The sequence below is a fragment of the Metaclostridioides mangenotii genome, from assembly GCF_018917235.1.
In the GTDB taxonomy this organism is placed as follows: domain Bacteria; phylum Bacillota; class Clostridia; order Peptostreptococcales; family Peptostreptococcaceae; genus Metaclostridioides.
Genome location: NZ_JAHLOF010000003.1, coordinates 61,022 through 78,344 on the forward strand (window position 1 = coordinate 61,022; position 17,323 = coordinate 78,344).

Here is a 17,323-nt window from a genome sequence, read left to right on the forward strand (position 1 = left end):
GAGCTTTTTATTTGTAGTTAAAAGCTTCAATTCAAAAATACATTAAAAGAGTATCATTAGTCAATATGACTAAAGATACTCTTTTAATTAATAACACTTAAATATTTATAAATATTTACAAATTTCGTCTGCGAACTCAGTTGTGGAAGCACTTCCGCCTAAATCAACAGTTAAATTTTCACCTTTCAAAAATACTTGCTCAAGTGCATTTTCAATTTTTAACGCTTTGTCCTGTTCTCCTATATGTCTAAGCATCATAATTGCAGATTGTATAAGAGCTGTTGGATTAGCTTTATTTTGTCCCGCTATTTGAGGTGCGCTACCGTGTACAGCTTCAAATATTGCTACTTCTTTGCCTATATTGGCGCTCGGGATTATACCAAGACCTCCAACAAGCCCAGCGCCTAAATCAGAAAGTATATCACCATAAAGATTAGACATAACCATAACATCGTAGTTTTCTGGATTTAAAACTAAATTCATAGCTGCTGCATCAACTATAACATCATCATGGTCTACACCGTTTTGCTCAGAAACTTCCCTTGCAACCTCTAAAAATAGACCATCAGTAAGCTTCATTATATTTGCTTTATGTATAGTTGTTAGTTTTTTTCTATTATTTTCTTTAATATATCTACAAGCAAAGTCAACAATTCTCTCACAAGCAGGTCTCGTGATAAGCTTTATACTCTCTGCACCATAGTTACCTATTTTATGTTCAATACCCGCATATAGATCTTCTGTGTTCTCTCTTACAACTACTAAATCTACATCTTCATATCTTGACTTTATTCCTTTAAAACTTTTTATAGGTCTTAGATTCACATATAAATCTAGCGCCTGTCTCAGTGTAACATTTACGCTTCTAAACCCTTTACCTACAGGCGTAGTAATAGGACCTTTTATTGCTATTTTATTTCTCTTTATACTTTCTATTACATAATCAGGAAGAGGAGTCCCGTATTCTTCCATTACAGATTCTCCAGCTTCTACTTTATCCCATTCTATATCAACACCAGCAGCTTTTACAACTTTAACCATAGCACCTGAAACTTCTGGTCCTATTCCATCTCCTGGAATTAACGTAACTTTGTACATCTTAGTACCTCCAATATTTTTTGATAGTATTTTTTTGATTGTCTTTTAGTAAAAGTTATTTATTTTGCAGTTGCTGTTTCTCTTTTTGTGTAGTTTAGTTTTCCACCTGCTTTTAGTACTTCTACTTCTTTATCAGACAGCTCTACCTTTACTAATATCTTTTCATTAGTAGTAAGATTGTTAATTTCAATTAAACCACTATCTAATTTATTCAAAATATTAGGGAATTCTAATTTATCTAATAGATTAATTTTGTCGTAATCAGTTTCATTAAGAAATTCCATCGGAACAATTCCACTATTTATAAGATTTGCTTTGTGTATTCTCGCAAAACTCTTTACAAGCACTCCTTTAACGCCTAAATATAGAGGTGCAAGTGCAGCATGTTCTCTACTAGATCCTTGCCCGTAATTTTCACCACCTATAATAAATCCTCCACCATTTTCTTTGGCCCTGTCAGGGAAGGCTTCATCTACTGTGTTAAAGCAGAAATTTGATAGGTACGGAATATTACTCCTAAATGGTAGTAGCTTAGCATTTGAAGGCATTATATGATCTGTTGTTATATTATCTTCAACTTTTAGTACTACATTTCCAGATATACTTTCTTCTAACTCTTTACTAACAGGGAATGGTTTGATATTCGGTCCCCTAACAACATCTACATTATTACCAATTTCTGAAGGCTTTATTATCATGCTATCGTCAATTAAAAATTTATCAACATCTAAATCTATAAAAGTTATTTCGTATTTTGATGCATCAGTTAACACTCCTTCCAATGCACTTACTGCTGCAGTTTCTGGGCTAACTAAGTAAACATCTGCACTAAGAGTGCCACTTCTACCATAGAAATTACGATTGAATGTTCTAAGAGAAACTGCATCAGTACCAGGAGACTGTCCCATACCTATACAAGGTCCACACGAATTTTCTAATATTCTACCTCCAGCACTTATGATATCTCCTAACGCTCCATTTCTTGCTATCATCTCCATTACTTGTCTAGATCCTGGAGCTATTACCAAACTAACATCTTTATGAACTTTTTTTCCTTTTAATATCTGTGATACCTTCATTAAATCTTCATACGATGAATTTGTACAACTTCCAATAGCAACTTGATCTACTTTTATTTCACCAATATTTGATATCTCATCTACATTATCTGGGCTATGTGGTTTCGCTGCAAGTGGCTTTAACTCAGATAAATCTATTGTTATTTCTTGATCATAAGTTGCATCATCATCAGCCTTTAACTCAACCCACTCATCAAGTCTATTTTGAGCTTTAAAAAAGTCTCTTGTTTTAGCATCACTTGGGAATATAGAAGTTGTAGCACCTAGTTCAGCACCCATATTTGTTACTGTTGCTCTTTGAGGTACTGAAAGGTACTTTAGACCTTCACCTCCATATTCATAAACTTTGCCTACTCCACCCTTTACAGTTTCTCTTCTAAGTACTTCAAGTATAATATCTTTAGATGAAACCATTGGATTTAACTTACCAATTAAATTAACCTTACAGACTTTAGGTGCATTTATATAATACGTTCCACCAGCCATAGCTATTGCAACATCTAATCCTCCTGCTCCCATCGCTAGCATTCCAACACCACCAGCAGTAGGAGTATGGCTGTCAGATCCCAGAAGAGTATCACCAGGAGTTGAGAATCTTTCTAAAAATACCTGGTGACAGATTCCATTTCCAGGCTTAGAAAATAACACTCCGTATTTATCTGCTACAGTTTGAATGTACTTGTGGTCGTCAGCATTTTCAAATCCTTGTTGTAACATATTATGATCTACAAATGCTACACTACGCTTAGTTTTAACTCTATCTATTTCCATAGCTTCTAATTGTAAGTAAGCCATAGTTCCCGTTGAGTCCTGCGTAAGTGTTTGATCTATTTTTATACCTATAGAGTTTCCTGCTACAAGTTCTCCCTCAACTAAATGTTTCTTTAGTATTTTATAAACTATATTTCTTCCCATTCTTAACCTCCCACAACTTCAGTGTTTATTGTTTCTTCTTTTGCTACAACATCACAGTATAGATGTATTATTTCTTTATCCATTAAACTTCTCTTTAATCTAATTGAAGTTGCTCTTACGGCTTCTAATATTTTACCTGCTATCTCTGGTGTCACATGAATATCATATTCGTTTAATTTATTTACTATTGAAGCTCTACCAGAATGTTTTCCTATTAAAATTTTTCTTTCTAAATTTACTTCTTTAGGATCAAATGCTTCATAATTTTGCGGGTCTTTTAAAGCACCATCGGCATGTATTCCAGATTCATGAATAAACATATTATCGCCAACAACTGCTTTCCATATTGGAAGTTGTCTGCTTGAAGCTTGCGAAACATACTCACAGATTCCTTTAAACTTAGTAGTATCTATATTGTCTGCATTGTATCCATATAAAAATTTAAGTCCCATTATAACTTCTTCTAAAGCTGCATTTCCTGCTCTTTCACCTAATCCATTCACTGTTACTCCAACATAATTAGCACCAGCTTCTACTCCTGACAGTGCATTTGCAGTCGCCATACCAAAATCATTATGAGTGTGCATTTCTATGTCAAAGTTTGTTCTATCATATAGTGTCTTTATATTTTTTCCAATTTGTTGAGGATTCATTATGCCTACTGTATCACAATATCTAAATCTATCAGCTCCAGCTTGCTTACCTATTTCTATAAACTCTGTCAAGAAATCGATATCCGCTCTTGAAGCATCTTCTCCATTTACAGATACATAAAGTCCATTTTTCTTAGCGAATTCAACACTTTTGGCCATATTTTCTAGTACCCAACCTCTTGAAGTTCTAAGTTTATTCTCTATATGTATATCTGAAACAGATATTGATATAGCAACTGAATCAACTCCACATTCTATAGATTTTTCAATATCTGAAATTACTGCTCTATTCCAGGCCATTATACTAGATTTCAAATTTCTATTGCATATATCTTTTATTGCTCTTAGTTCATCTCCACCCATAGTTGGAATACCAACTTCCAATTGATCAATACCTAGATCGCTCAGCATCTCCGCAATCATTATCTTCTCTCTGTTTGCAAATACTACTCCCGCAGTTTGCTCTCCATCTCTAAGTGTTGTATCAACTATTCTTATTTTTCTACCATTTTCTTTTCCTATCAAGCTCATGTTATGACCCCCTAATTTTTTTATATTTCATTTTATCGACTAACTTTTGAATACTAATTTTGAATTTGTTCATTTTGCGAAATTTTGCAAGATGTTTTTTTAATCTTTCATTTATTTATTCTATTATATAATTTAATTCTCAAATTTGCACTACATTTTTGATCAATTATTAAACTTCTTTTTTAATAAAGTTTTTGCATAATTTAAGCTATAAAATGCATATTTATTAATATTTTTTGTGTAATTTTACTAATTTTATTAATTATTTTTTCTTATTTTAACCTAGTCTTAACAGATATTTTAGCACTTATTAAAAAAATAATTCTGAATAATTTTTGAATTAAGCATCATTTTCTCTTAAAAAGCAATAATATTGATATAGCTCCTCATGTATGATATTATTAGATAGCTATAAATTATAAATAAATTGCGGGGTAATTTAATGGATTTTAAAGATTTAAAAATAAACGATAATATGATAAATGTATTAAAGCAAAATGGAATAGAATCTCCAACTCCAATACAGGAAAAAAGCATACTTCCAATAATGTATGGTAGAGATATTATTGCTCAAGCAAAGACTGGTACTGGAAAAACTCTAGCGTTTCTACTGCCGATATTCGAACAGATTTCGGCCGACAGTAAAAACGTTCAAGCACTTATACTAACTCCTACAAGAGAGCTTGCACTACAGATTACTGAAGAAGCTAAAAAGCTAAGTAAGGCAAAAGAAATAAATATACTTGCAGCATATGGTGGTAAAGATATTTCGGGTCAAATAAATAAATTAAAAGGTAATGTACAGCTGGTTATTGCTACACCAGGACGTCTTCTAGATCATATTAATAGAAAGACAATAGATCTTAGCAAATTAAAAATGTTTGTTTTAGATGAAGCTGACCAGATGTTATTTATAGGTTTTAAAAACGAGATAGAAGCAATTTTAAAGGAAACTCCTAAAAATAAGCAAAACCTTTGTTTTTCTGCTACTATAGATTCTCAAGTTAAGAAACTAATGTACAGATATATGGTTAATCCTGAAATTATATCTATAGATACTTCTACCGAAGTTCTTCCAAATATAAAACAAGAAATAGTTGAAACTACTGATAGAAAAAAATTAGATGCATTAGTAACAACATTAAAAGAAGACAACCCTTTTATGTCAATAATTTTCTGTAGAACTAAAAGAAGAGTAGATAAATTAGACGCTGAGCTTAAGCAAAGAGGTTTTAACTGCGATAAAATCCATAGTGATATAAGTCAGGCTAAAAGAGAGAAAACTATGAAGTCTTTCAGGGATCTAAAAGTGCAGTATTTAATAGCTACAGATGTTGCATCTAGAGGACTTGATATAGGCGGAGTCGATTCAATTTACAATTATGATATCCCAGAACAATACGAAGACTATATACATCGAATGGGTAGAACCGGAAGATCTGGTGAAAAAGGTTATACTTGTACCTTTATCTCTCCAAAGAACAATAATATGTTATATGAGATAGAAAAAAGACTTGGTTTTAAAATAGATAGACGAGAAGTCTAGGTTATAAATTAAAAATAATAATAAAATAAAAATATTAATCATTTTTATATATTTTATATATAGAAAATCAAAAAGGTTGCCTCATAAATGAGACAACCTTTTATTTGTATTTTATATATTAAATTCTAAACATCAGCTTTCCATAATCCATGTAGATTACAGTATTCGTATGCACTTACAGCTTTATCTCCATCCGCTAACTCAAATGTAGCTATTGGTTTACCGTTTGGATCTAAGTATTTACGTTGACATCCATTTTCTGTATAAAGTACTATCCAAGATATATGATGTTCATCACCCATTGGATGTATTGTACTTCCTACTGTTACTTTAACAGTATTTCCATTCACTTCAATTACAGGAACGTGTTTTTCATTAGCAGCGTCTGTAGTATTTGGTTCTAATTCCTGCATGTAATCCCCACAACATACTAGCTCTATTCCTGAATCCTCTATCATTTCTACTATATTTCCACAAGACTCACAATAATAAAATTTAGGTGTACTCATAATCGATCCCTCCAATATTCTCTTTTTTTATTTTATATTTCTCCGGTTTCCCCTGTATTAATTTCTGTATTTTCACAATCAGAGCAAATGCCATTGAAGCTAATATTGCTTGATGTTATCTTTATACCCTTTTCCCTAGCTATACAATCATTTAAATTTGAAATTTTATCTGATTTTATATCTAGTACTTTCCCGCATACATTACATTTAAAATGATAGTGTTTACTAAGCATGCCATCAAATCTATCAGCCTCACCTGGAAAACTTACCTTATTAATTAATCCATTCCTTGATAATTGCGATAGATTTCTATAGACTGTACCCAAGCTTAAATGTGGATTGTCCTTTTTCAGCTTTTCGTAGATACAATCAGCTGTAGGGTGCTCAACACTTTCCCTTACAGCTTCCAAGATCATATCCCTTTGTTTAGAAAATTTCACTATATCATCAATTTCTTATAAATAGTTTTCTGACTTAACTTCAAAGAACGCTTGAGGATGAGCACATACTGGACATAATCCAGGAGCTTCTGTACCTACATGTATATGTCCACAGTTTTGGCATTTCCAAACTACAGTGTTACCTTTTTTAAATACTGTACCATCATTTAAATTTTGTAAAAGTTTTAGGTATCTTTCTTCATGTTCTTTTTCTATTGCGCCAACAGCCTCGAATAAGTAAGCTAACTTTGTAAATCCTTCTTCTTTAGCATCTGCTGCAAATTTTGCATACATATCCGTCCACTCATAGTTTTCACCAGCAGCTGCATCTTTTAAGTTTTGTGCAGTTTGAGGTATACCATCGTCATGTAAAGCTTTAAACCATAACTTAGCATGTTCTTTCTCATTATGAGATGTTTCATCAAATATATCAGCTATTTGATTGTATCCTTCTTTTCTAGCTTGAGAAGCATAGAAAGAATACTTAACTCTCGCTTGAGACTCTCCAGCAAATCCATTTAATAAGTTTTGTTCTGTTTTAGTTCCTTTTAAATTCATTTAAAATCCTCCTTGGTATATATACATTTTAAAAGTAGTAATCATTACTACTATTATTTATATAGTATATTACATTATAAATAATGTCAAGCTAATAAATAAAACTCTGTACAAAAAAACCTTAAGTAGATAATTTCTACTTAAGGTCTAATATTCTCAAATGCAAAATGTTTATTCTATTAAAAATTAATTAATTTACTCTGGAACTATCATTACTATGCAATTCGCTTGTTTCACTACGCTAGCTGTAACAGATCCTATCATTCTTGTTAACCCTTTTTTAGTTGATTTAGTCATTACTATATAGTCGAAGTTCTCTTCTTTAGCTTTTCGTATAATCTCATCTCCAGCATATCCAAAAGTAAAGTGAACTTTTACCTCGTAATCTCCCATTATATCAACTGCTTTATCTAGTATTCTTCTACCAAGCGCTTCAGAATTTTTAATTTCTTCAGCTAATGATATACCATCTACAAAAACTAGCTCCTTAACATTCATGATTTCTATAATTACTTCATCTTTATCAAATATGTCTTTTATAAATTCCAGGGAATGCATACTTCTCTCTGTTCCATCTATTGGCACTAACACTTTCTTTTTACTCATACTACACATCCTCCTGTCTAATTTGTTTTAATTATATAGCTACTATATTATATTTACATTAAATTGTTATGTAATCAGCTATATATCTTAACTTAATTTTATATCAGTTAAATTTTGATGTCAATACATACAAAATACAGCAAATTAAATAATAATTCTATAAACGATAAAATACTTTAATAATTTAGCAAAAATTCATTTTTAAATCTAATAATAATAATAATTTCAATTATTTTTCCATTTATTGTTTATTTTTTTCTTTATATAAACTAAAATGTAGTTTTTCTTAGACTTCAAATTGAAACAAGAGCAGACCTATATATTTATGATAACATCTCTTTTTACCAATAATTTTTAGGAAGTAATTTTACCATCATTAATTTTTATAATATTATCTGCACTGTTAGCTATTTCGTTATTATGAGTTATAAATAAAAACGTCCATCTATCCAAAGCATCTATAAACACAAAAAACACCTCCAATCATATATAACATACATTGCAAACAGATTTGGAGGTGTCGTATTATTAACATTCGTTTTACTATACCTTTGCAAATAATATCAATCACTATTTTGTTATTTTAGTTTTTGATAAAAGTAAAAGTTAGTAACTGGTTATTTTTTTAATAAATTATTTAATTCATCAGAATTTTTATCATTATACCACTTTGAGTAAAAATAAAAACTGATAATATGACCTATTACTGTAAGTATAAATATACCAATTATCCATGGTTTTATAAAGTTAAACATAGAAATTGAAAATAACCAAACTGCAACTAATCCGCCTAATGTATTTACAATAGATGATATAGCAATTTTGTTAAAAGCTTTCATAGATGAGAAATTCCATAAGGCTGGGTACATTATACCGAATATACTCGCAGAAATAGCACTTATACCTACTAGATTCCATGTATAATTAACTGAAAATGTTATATCATTTAAAAATATAGATATTAATAATAAAATCCATATAAATGTAATTGAAAAAGTTTGAAAAAAAGATGATTTTAATTGTTTATTCATAATAACCTCTCCTTTATTATTTTTACATAGTGTCTATTTACAAAGTGAGATGCTCCATCACTTAGTATCACTTCTAATCTTGCGTTTGGTGCAGATGAAAATTCCTTAATTTCATTTAAATTAATGATTGTTTGATTATTGATTTTTATAAAATGTGCATACTCTAACTTTTCTATTTCTTTTAATCGCTTGTTTATTAAGTAAACTTTTTTAGATTTCATCTTTACACAACACATATGCCCATCTGAATGAAATTCTAAGATATCATTGATATTTACTTGGAGTTTTTTATCATTTGTCGCATTTATAACTGTTAAATTTGAATTTTGTCTTACGTATTTTTTTAAATCTTGTCCTAGGTTTATATTCTCAGGACTTACTTTAATTTCAATTTCGTCTTTATTTAAAAATTTATCTATTAAAATATTAATTTTCATTGTCTCCTCCATTCTTAAATTCAATATACTATAAAAATAAATAATTCTCTACAAATTCATGCTTTGTTGCACTTATTGCTAATAATCTTACATATTACTTAGGTAATAGCTAGTCAATTCCAAAAAACTTATTTTACGACTAGTTATATATTATATATTTAATAATTATCTTTTAAAAAAGGGCTTGTTAATCAGTATTGTATAAACTGTCCATTTAGTATAATTCATTACTTTAATTTCATAAATATACTCTCTATAGAGATCATTTATAATCTCAAAAAAAACCTCCAAATCATATTCACATACATCATGTAAACAGATTTGGAGGTGTCGCATTCATTTGCGCTCCGAACGTACATAGTAAATTAAAAAATCACTTAGTGTATTAAGCCGCTTTCAATTCATCCTCTTCTTTTTTTCTTCTACTTTTTACGAATTTCAATACATAATGTATGGTCATACCTACTCCTATTGCAAATACTAAATCAAATACTACTGTAAATACAAATGTTACAACTAATACTAATGCATCCGATTTACTTGAAGATAATAACTTTCTAAAATGAGACCATTCTCCCATATTATAAGAAACTACTATAAGTATTGCCGCTAGTGTTGTCATTGGTATAAGTTTAGCAAGAGGCATTAATACAACCATTATAAGTAATAATGTTATAGCATGTACCATACCTGATATAGGACTTTTACCCCCATTTCTAACATTAGCCGCTGTTCTAGCTATAGCTCCAGTTGCTGGAATCCCACCAAATATTGAAGATGCCATATTTCCAAGTCCTTGTGCCACAAGTTCCATATTAGAATCATGCTTATCATTTATCATATTGTCAGAAACTACACAAGAAAGTAACGATTCTATCGCACCTAGCAAAGCAATCGTTATAGCTGGTTTTATTAAAGTTGTAATTGTTTGTAAATCAATATGCGGTATTTGTGGTTTTGGTATAGATGATGATATTTCATTAAACCTAGAACCTATTGTATCAGTTGGTAGATTAAATAGGTTTACAAGTAAAGTAGATAATATTAATACTATTATTGAAGCTGGTATTTTTTTGTTTACCTTAGGCCAGTAAACTAATATTAAAATACATGCTAATCCTATTAGAAATGATACTATATCAAAAGTAGATATATTATGTATATAGCTTCCTACCTTTTCTATAAATTCAGCTGGTACATCTTTTATTCTAAGTCCAAAGAAGTCCTTCAACTGAGTTGTAAGTAACGTTACTGCTATACCACTAGTAAACCCTACTGTTATAGTTTGCGGTACATATTTTATTAAATATCCAAATTTAAGTAGTCCCATAACTACCAATATAATTCCTGACATCATTGTGATCGTTATAAGTCCAGTTATTCCATAGGTTTTAACTACACCATAAACTATTACAACAAATGCCCCTGTTGGTCCACCGATTTGAACCTTACTACCACCTAGAAAAGATATTACAAATCCTGCAAATATAGCAGTTATAAGTCCTTTTTCTGGAGATACTCCAGATGATATGGCTAAAGCTATAGATAATGGAAGAGCTATTATAGCAACTATAATTCCTGCTACTATATCCTTACCCATTTGCTCCTTTGTTAGTTCATTTTCTTTCTTCATTCTAAATAACTTTGGTAACACTCAAACACTTCCCTCCAAAACTAATTATTGCGAAATTTACTATACTAGTCCTATTTTTTGATAAAATCTAAAATAATAACAAATTTTATATAAAAAACGAATTGTATAATCAAGTACGACAAATTAAAAAAGCTCATAGTTAGCGCTTTACATGTAACACTATGTTGCGGCATAAAATTTTATATATAAGGAAATCTAACTATGAGATGTAAACACCTTACCACAATTGAAAGAGAAAATAGAAATTTTAATAAAAGAAGGATATAATGCTAGAGAAATCTCTCTCGCATCTCTAATTTTATTATAACACAGTTCAGAAATTATAACTCCAGTATCAACCAAAAGAGCTACTATACAGCTATTTCTGGCATTAATATATGTATTATTTAGGCAGTACTCCTCTGTGCCACAATACGATAAAAACTCCTTATGTTTTTTAATATTAAACATCATATATAAGCACGTAAAAAACACCTCCAAGCATATTTATATAGTATTATCACTTATATAAACATATCTCAGAGGTGTAGTATATCTTCACTCTCTGTACGTACATCATATCATAATAAAAGGCTAATAAAATCCAGTTTTATATCTTGTACATCATCATCTTCTTCAAGCATATCTATAAGTTTGTCCATCATTTTTAATTGATCTTCCTCAGTTAATTGAGAAGTCGTTTGCGGGATCTAAATTTTTTCTAAATTTTTGAAGCAAAATTTATATTTACTTACTCTACTGTTCCAACTTCATTAAATGGATATAACCTTATGCTAATTTTTCCAATTATATCATCTAAATTGATAGCACCAATTTGTCGACTATCTTTACTTTTAGGTCTATTATCACCCATAGTAAATATGTAATTTTGAGGAACAATCATATCTACCTCCCCATTTGTATAAACTCCATGTAAATAACTTTCGTTTAACTTTTCGTTATCAATAAAAACTTCACTATTTTTAATAACTACATGTTCACCTGGTAATGCAATTACTCTTTTAACTAGATTTTTATTTTTGTTTGTTTTATGGTCAATTAAATCTGTTTTAAAAACAATAATATCTCCTCTTTTTGGAACATCATTAAGATATGAAAGTCTATTAACAATTAAGTATTCTTTATCATTTAATGTAGGATACATCGATTCTCCACTAACTACTGTAGGTTTGATGAAAAGAGTAATTCCAATAGCTAAAAACATTGATATACATATTGTTTTGAACCAACTAATAAGTTCTTTTTTTATTTTATCGTTCATTAATTTCCTCCAAGTAAATTATTTATTTTCTAACAGTATAACCTATTACAATAAATATTGATATAATCTAATTCTTTTATGGCTTTATTTTTTTCTAACTTAAATTCAATCTTCTTCTCCTCCATATAATTGCTACCCCTATCTCCTGCTACCTTATTCAAATATTCTTATATCCCTTAATTGTTCTTTCTGTATAGTTCCTTACTTTAATTTCTCAAATGTACTCTTTATAGATATCTTCTATAAGCACAAAAAACACCTCCAAATCATATTCACATACACTATGCAAACATGATTTGGAGGTGTCGTATATCTTAACTCTCCGAACGTACATAGTAATTAAAGTCAAAAACATATACCTTAACTATCTGTACGTACATCATTACAATTTTACACTTAATTTCAAACATATATCTTAAATAGAAGCTCATAAAAGCCAGTTTTATACAATTAAACAGATGCTAGAAAGATATAAGTGTTGATATTTCAATCTTTGGCAAATACCTATTCCATTTCCCAGTTATGATAGATATCTTGTACATCATCATCTTCTTCAAGCATATCTATAAGTTTGTCCATCATTTTTAATTGATCTTCCTCAGTTAATTTAGAAGTCATTTGTGGGATCATTTTAATATCTGCACTTAAAAATTCATATCCTTTAGCTTTTAGCTCATCTCTTACTGCATTGAAATCTTCTGGTGCTGTTACTACTTCATATCCTTCTTCTTCTGTTATAAAGTCTTCTGCTCCAGCTTCTAGTGCTGTATCCATAAGTTCATCTTCACTTACTCCATCTCCAGATGCAACTAGTATTTGTCCTTTTCTATCAAACATAAATGAAACACAGCCAGAAGTTCCTAGATTTCCACCATTCTTATCAAAGTAGAATCTTACATTCCCTGCTGTTCTATTTTTATTGTCAGTTAGAGTGTTTACAATAACTGCTACTCCACCAGGTCCGTATCCTTCATATACTATATTTTCAAAGTTTTCACCAGCACCTGCACCAGCACCTTTTGCTATCGCTCTATCTATATTATCATTTGGCATATTATCTGCCTTAGCTTTTTCAATAGCTGTCTTTAGTGTTGCATTGTATTCCGGATCTCCTCCGCCTTCTTTGGCTGCAACTGCTATAGCTCTAGCATGTTTTGTAAATATTTTAGCTCTTTGGGCATCTTGCTTTCCTTTTCTGTTGATAATATTCCCTATACGTCCCATAATACCACTCCTTATACGTATAATTATTATTCAAATTATTAAATATTGAAATTTAACTCCATTGTAGATTTTATCATATATCTCTTTATTAGTAAATTAGAACTTCGGTGGTTTTGGGGGAGTTGTTCTTTTGTGCTCACTAGTTTTATGCAATCTATTTATAATATCTAAATCTTTTTGCGGTACTTCTTCAGTTCTTCCATTTATTACTTCATCTATCATATCATAAGTTGTACCCATTTCATTTTCATCAGTCTGTCCTTCCCAAAGTCCAGCAGATGGTTTTTTATTTATAAGGCTGTCATCAACTCCAAGATCTTTAGCCCATTCGTAAACTTCTGCTTTCGATAAATTTGCAAGTGGAAGTATATCAACGCCACCATCTCCATACTTTGTAAAATATCCCGTATATAACTCAGCTGCATTATCTGTTCCTACTACTAAGTATCCTAAATTATTTGCTATAGCGTATATAGTGCTCATTCTAAGTCTAGCTCTAAGATTTGCATCAGTTATTCTAAGGTAGTCTTCTTTGAATAAATCGTTTTCTTCAAGGCCTTGAACCACAATATTCAAAATATTTTCATGCGGAGTAAGTAAATCTAAGTTTAGATGTTTTATACCACATCCATTGATAACTTTTAGCGCATCTTCCATATCTACAGAACTATTTTTTATATCCATTATTACTCCTAAAGAATTTTCTGGGCATGCCTTTTTTATTAAATAAGCAACTACAGCAGAATCTATTCCACCAGAAACTCCAACAATTAAGCCTTTAGAATGCGACTCTTTTACTTTTTCTTGGATCCACTTTACTGTACTATTTATCTGTTCTCTTCTTGTGCTCATCTCTCTTCTCCTCTAAAAACTATCTATTTTTTATAGTCATATTATATCACAAATTTTGACAATCAATACGATGTATCGTCTTTAATATACTATCAATTACTGATAATTATATTTATATATATATTAAGTAATATAATTATCAGTTTTGGGCAATTTAAATAATAGGTGATTAAATGAAAAATATCAAAATTAAAGATACAGAATTCAATTTTATAAACACTATTATAGGTCTCTTTTCCGGTTTTGTTAATGGGTTATTTGGCTCAGGCGGAGGAATTTTATTAATTCCTATATTAAACAATATAGGAAAAACAGAAGAGCATAAATCTCATGCAACTGCGTTAGCTATAATATTTTTCCTTACTACAACAAGTTCTATTTTTTATGTTTCCTCTGGAATATACGATACTAATTTAACTATCAAGGTTGCGATAGGTAGTATTATAGGAGGGTATATAGGGGCAAAACTTCTTAGCAAAGTAACGGGTAAATTTCTTCGAATTTCTTTTGGGTTAATAATGATAATTGCAGCTTTAAGGATGGTGTTTTAGAATGTTTTATACACTGATAGGTTTAATTGCAGGTATAATCGGTGGTATGGGGCTAGGAGGCGGAACAATATTAATTCCTGCACTTGTACTACTAGCTGGAATTGATACTAAAATTGCACAAAGTGTGAATTTACTCGCTTCAATCCCAATGACACTTGTAGCTCTTTTAATACACATAAAAAATAAAAATGTTATTATTAAAATAGTTATACCTATCGCTTTGTTCGGAATTTTAGGAGCTATGTTTGGTTCTTTACTTTCTACACATATAAAAGCTGATATACTAAAGAGATTGTTTGGTATATTTTTGCTTATTGTTGGTTTTTTAGAAATTAAAAAGGGTTTTTCAAAAACATAAGTTGTGTATATGGGTTTAACATTACAAATAAAAATAGAGTGATATTGAACATACCAAATCTAAAGTATGTTCTGATCACTCTATTCTTTTTTATTCAATTATAATTCCATTCTCTTCTGATAAGTAGAATTCCTCTCCTAATACTATTTTACATTTATCACTAGTTATATCTACTATTTTTTTAGTAAACGACTTTATATTTTCTATTTTAGAATATACAAGTATATTTACATTATCTTCATAAACTATATCTTTTATGTAAAATCCTAAGTTCATTATCTCATTTTGAACTCTTCCAAGTAAAGTATAATCGAGATCTATCTTTACCTCTTGATACAAAACCTTATCTATTATTCTTCCCGCTTCAAGTCCTATTTTTGCACCTCTAGTATATGCTCTAACAAGACCGCCAGCACCTAGTTTAATACCTCCGAAGTATCTAGTAACTACAACTACTACATCTCTTAAATCTTCTTTTTTTATTACCTCTAATGTAGGAATCCCAGCTGTACCTTGTGGTTCACCATCATCACTGTATCTCTGTATATTCATATTTTCTCCAACAATGTATGCCCAAACATTGTGTGTAGCATCTTTGTGTTTCTTTTTAATCTCATTTATAAATTGAATTGCTTCTGCTTCAGTCTTTATCGGTTTTGCATATCCTAGGAATCTGGATCTCTCTATCTCTACTACGTCCATTCCAAATTCATGAAGTGTTTTGTAAGCCATAGTTACCTCCAATCTATTTATTTTAGAATAAATTTTTTAGATTCTCTTGTTTCAAAAAATAAAAGAGAGGACTCGATCCCTCTCTTTTGGTTTTATCTGCATTTTTAGTAAGCTACATTTTCTTTTTCTGATACTAATTTTTTAAGATCTTTATATTTTTTATATGATATTTCAACTAATGCTTTTTCTTTACTGTGAGTGAGCATCCCCAATGCATCTTTAAGTTTATAAAATCCACCGTCACTAAATTCAGGAGCAAGTACACACTTCGTATCTTCCGCTTCCATTACATACCACATAACTGCGTTACATACCTCTTGCTGTCTACTTCTTGAGAAAAATTCATACATTGTGTCACCAGCAATATCTACCATATAAGCCGTAATTCCGGATTCATGTTTAACTCTTTCGACAGCGCTTTCAAAAGGTAAACCTCCCCCAGAAATTTTCCCCTTTGGTAAAGTCCACTCTCCTCTGTCGTTTTTTAATAACAGTACTTTATTTGCGTAAAACACTACTCCACCTGCACAACGTCTAACTATCATTTCTAACCCCTCCCAAATAATTAAATAGTCTTGATTTTAAGAGATACATTATGATTAGCATTAGTAAGTTATATTAAATTTTATGTTGTTCTAAGGTATTGATTGCCTCATCATATGCTCTCAATACATAACCTTTTTCTGAGTTTTTGTTTTGTGAACTTAAACGCTTTAATATCTTCAAACTAACGTCATCGCCTATTTCTGATAGTGCTTTTGCCGAATACTGTCTAGTTTGAGCGTTTGAATCATATAGACCCTTCTCTAAAAACTCTTTGCTTTCCTTTGATCCTATCTTTCTAAGGGCTGAATAAGTTATTCTTCTAACATCTGAATGTCTATGATCTGTAAGTTGATGAAGCAAATCTAAAAACCTAGAGTCTTTAAGTTCGCCTGTCGCCCATATAAGCGATATAAGATCTTCAGCATTTTTCTCTTCAGTTATTCTTTTAAAGAGTCTTCTCTTAAAGTATAACATTTTTTTATCATCTAAGCTATCCATAAAATCAAGCCTGTTGGATTTATTTAACTTCAAGAATTCATCAAGTAAATCTTCTTTTTGGTTACCTTTTTCTTTTTGATACTCTCTAATCGCTAACTTTGCCTCAATAATCTGATCCTTAACCTCTTCTTCTGATAAATTTCTAATTATGCTTATTTGCGGAACTGACTTTGACTCTTTATATAGAAGATATGTTATAAAAAAGTCATCTATTACATCTATATTCTCCCAAGATATTCTCACA

19 protein-coding genes and 1 pseudogene are annotated in these 17,323 nt (G+C 30.4%); 3 read left to right on the top strand and 17 right to left on the bottom strand.

The window, feature by feature from the left end; genetic code table 11:
* Window positions 1–105: 105 nt before the first annotated feature.
* Genes KQI18_RS05630 through nifV form a run of 3 tightly spaced genes read right to left on the bottom strand, consistent with a single transcriptional unit; the run spans window position 106 to window position 4,276 of the window.
* Entirely contained in the window at window positions 106–1,098 is a 993-nt protein-coding gene (locus KQI18_RS05630; RefSeq protein WP_216466712.1) for an isocitrate/isopropylmalate dehydrogenase family protein, read from the bottom strand.
* 59 nt (window positions 1,099–1,157) lie between these two features.
* A complete protein-coding gene (locus tag KQI18_RS05635) occupies window positions 1,158–3,092 on the bottom strand; it encodes an aconitate hydratase (RefSeq protein ID WP_216466713.1) in 1,935 nt (644 codons plus the stop codon).
* A gap of 2 nt (window positions 3,093–3,094) precedes the next feature.
* Complete coding sequence (gene nifV, locus KQI18_RS05640) at window positions 3,095–4,276, bottom strand: homocitrate synthase (RefSeq protein ID WP_216466714.1); 1,182 nt, start codon at window positions 4,274–4,276, stop codon at window positions 3,095–3,097.
* A gap of 442 nt (window positions 4,277–4,718) precedes the next feature.
* Between nifV and KQI18_RS05645 the strand changes: the two genes are divergently transcribed.
* Window positions 4,719–5,822: a DEAD/DEAH box helicase gene (locus tag KQI18_RS05645; protein ID WP_216466715.1), complete on the top strand. Its 1,104-nt coding sequence runs from the start codon at window positions 4,719–4,721 to the stop codon at window positions 5,820–5,822.
* A 125-nt stretch (window positions 5,823–5,947) separates the two neighbouring features.
* On the opposite strand, the gene KQI18_RS05650 is transcribed toward KQI18_RS05645, so the two are convergent.
* From KQI18_RS05650 to nadE, 11 genes and pseudogenes are all read right to left on the bottom strand, one after another.
* On the bottom strand, window positions 5,948–6,331 hold the full coding sequence (locus tag KQI18_RS05650) for a desulfoferrodoxin family protein (RefSeq protein WP_216466716.1): 384 nt from the start codon (window positions 6,329–6,331) through the stop codon (window positions 5,948–5,950).
* 32 nt (window positions 6,332–6,363) lie between these two features.
* Window positions 6,364–6,771, bottom strand: coding sequence for a Fur family transcriptional regulator (locus KQI18_RS05655; RefSeq protein ID WP_216466717.1), 408 nt, complete (start codon window positions 6,769–6,771; stop codon window positions 6,364–6,366).
* Between the two features lie 15 nt (window positions 6,772–6,786).
* Complete coding sequence (gene rbr, locus KQI18_RS05660; protein WP_216466718.1) at window positions 6,787–7,329, bottom strand: rubrerythrin; 543 nt, start codon at window positions 7,327–7,329, stop codon at window positions 6,787–6,789.
* A 195-nt stretch (window positions 7,330–7,524) separates the two neighbouring features.
* Window positions 7,525–7,935, bottom strand: coding sequence for a universal stress protein (locus KQI18_RS05665; protein ID WP_216466719.1), 411 nt, complete (start codon window positions 7,933–7,935; stop codon window positions 7,525–7,527).
* Between the two features lie 617 nt (window positions 7,936–8,552).
* On the bottom strand, window positions 8,553–8,966 hold the full coding sequence (locus tag KQI18_RS05670) for a hypothetical protein (RefSeq protein WP_216466720.1): 414 nt from the start codon (window positions 8,964–8,966) through the stop codon (window positions 8,553–8,555).
* Window positions 8,963–9,403 carry a LytTR family DNA-binding domain-containing protein gene (locus KQI18_RS05675; protein WP_216466721.1) on the bottom strand — a complete coding sequence of 147 codons (441 nt, stop codon included), beginning with the start codon at window positions 9,401–9,403 and terminating at the stop codon, window positions 8,963–8,965. Before KQI18_RS05675 ends, KQI18_RS05670 begins: the two co-directional genes overlap by 4 nt.
* A 385-nt stretch (window positions 9,404–9,788) precedes the next feature.
* Window positions 9,789–11,057, bottom strand: coding sequence for a SulP family inorganic anion transporter (locus tag KQI18_RS05680; RefSeq protein ID WP_216466722.1), 1,269 nt, complete (start codon window positions 11,055–11,057; stop codon window positions 9,789–9,791).
* Window positions 11,058–11,617: 560 nt separating this feature from the next.
* Window positions 11,618–11,746, bottom strand: a pseudogene (locus KQI18_RS14490) (YebC/PmpR family DNA-binding transcriptional regulator); the annotation flags it as partial.
* 41 nt (window positions 11,747–11,787) lie between these two features.
* Complete coding sequence (lepB, locus tag KQI18_RS05685; RefSeq protein ID WP_216466723.1) at window positions 11,788–12,318, bottom strand: signal peptidase I; 531 nt, start codon at window positions 12,316–12,318, stop codon at window positions 11,788–11,790.
* A gap of 504 nt (window positions 12,319–12,822) precedes the next feature.
* Window positions 12,823–13,542 (bottom strand): YebC/PmpR family DNA-binding transcriptional regulator, encoded by a 720-nt coding sequence (locus tag KQI18_RS05690; protein WP_216466724.1) that lies wholly within the window; start codon window positions 13,540–13,542, stop codon window positions 12,823–12,825.
* A 96-nt stretch (window positions 13,543–13,638) separates the two neighbouring features.
* Window positions 13,639–14,394 (bottom strand): NAD(+) synthase, encoded by a 756-nt coding sequence (nadE, locus tag KQI18_RS05695; RefSeq protein ID WP_216466725.1) that lies wholly within the window; start codon window positions 14,392–14,394, stop codon window positions 13,639–13,641.
* Window positions 14,395–14,567: 173 nt separating this feature from the next.
* Between nadE and KQI18_RS05700 the strand changes: the two genes are divergently transcribed.
* Both KQI18_RS05700 and KQI18_RS05705 read left to right on the top strand, forming a co-directional pair.
* On the top strand, window positions 14,568–14,945 hold the full coding sequence (locus tag KQI18_RS05700; protein ID WP_216466726.1) for a sulfite exporter TauE/SafE family protein: 378 nt from the start codon (window positions 14,568–14,570) through the stop codon (window positions 14,943–14,945).
* Between the two features lies 1 nt (window position 14,946).
* Window positions 14,947–15,303: a sulfite exporter TauE/SafE family protein gene (locus KQI18_RS05705; RefSeq protein WP_216466727.1), complete on the top strand. Its 357-nt coding sequence runs from the start codon at window positions 14,947–14,949 to the stop codon at window positions 15,301–15,303.
* A gap of 90 nt (window positions 15,304–15,393) precedes the next feature.
* Here the strand turns inward: KQI18_RS05705 and KQI18_RS05710 are convergent, their stop codons facing one another.
* The 3 genes from KQI18_RS05710 to KQI18_RS14435 form a co-directional block, all read right to left on the bottom strand.
* Window positions 15,394–16,035 (bottom strand): YigZ family protein, encoded by a 642-nt coding sequence (locus KQI18_RS05710; protein WP_216466728.1) that lies wholly within the window; start codon window positions 16,033–16,035, stop codon window positions 15,394–15,396.
* A gap of 104 nt (window positions 16,036–16,139) precedes the next feature.
* Window positions 16,140–16,580 carry an NUDIX domain-containing protein gene (locus KQI18_RS05715; RefSeq protein WP_216466729.1) on the bottom strand — a complete coding sequence of 147 codons (441 nt, stop codon included), beginning with the start codon at window positions 16,578–16,580 and terminating at the stop codon, window positions 16,140–16,142.
* A gap of 73 nt (window positions 16,581–16,653) precedes the next feature.
* Complete coding sequence (locus tag KQI18_RS14435; RefSeq protein ID WP_216466730.1) at window positions 16,654–17,322, bottom strand: HEAT repeat domain-containing protein; 669 nt, start codon at window positions 17,320–17,322, stop codon at window positions 16,654–16,656.
* Window position 17,323 lies beyond the last annotated feature (1 nt).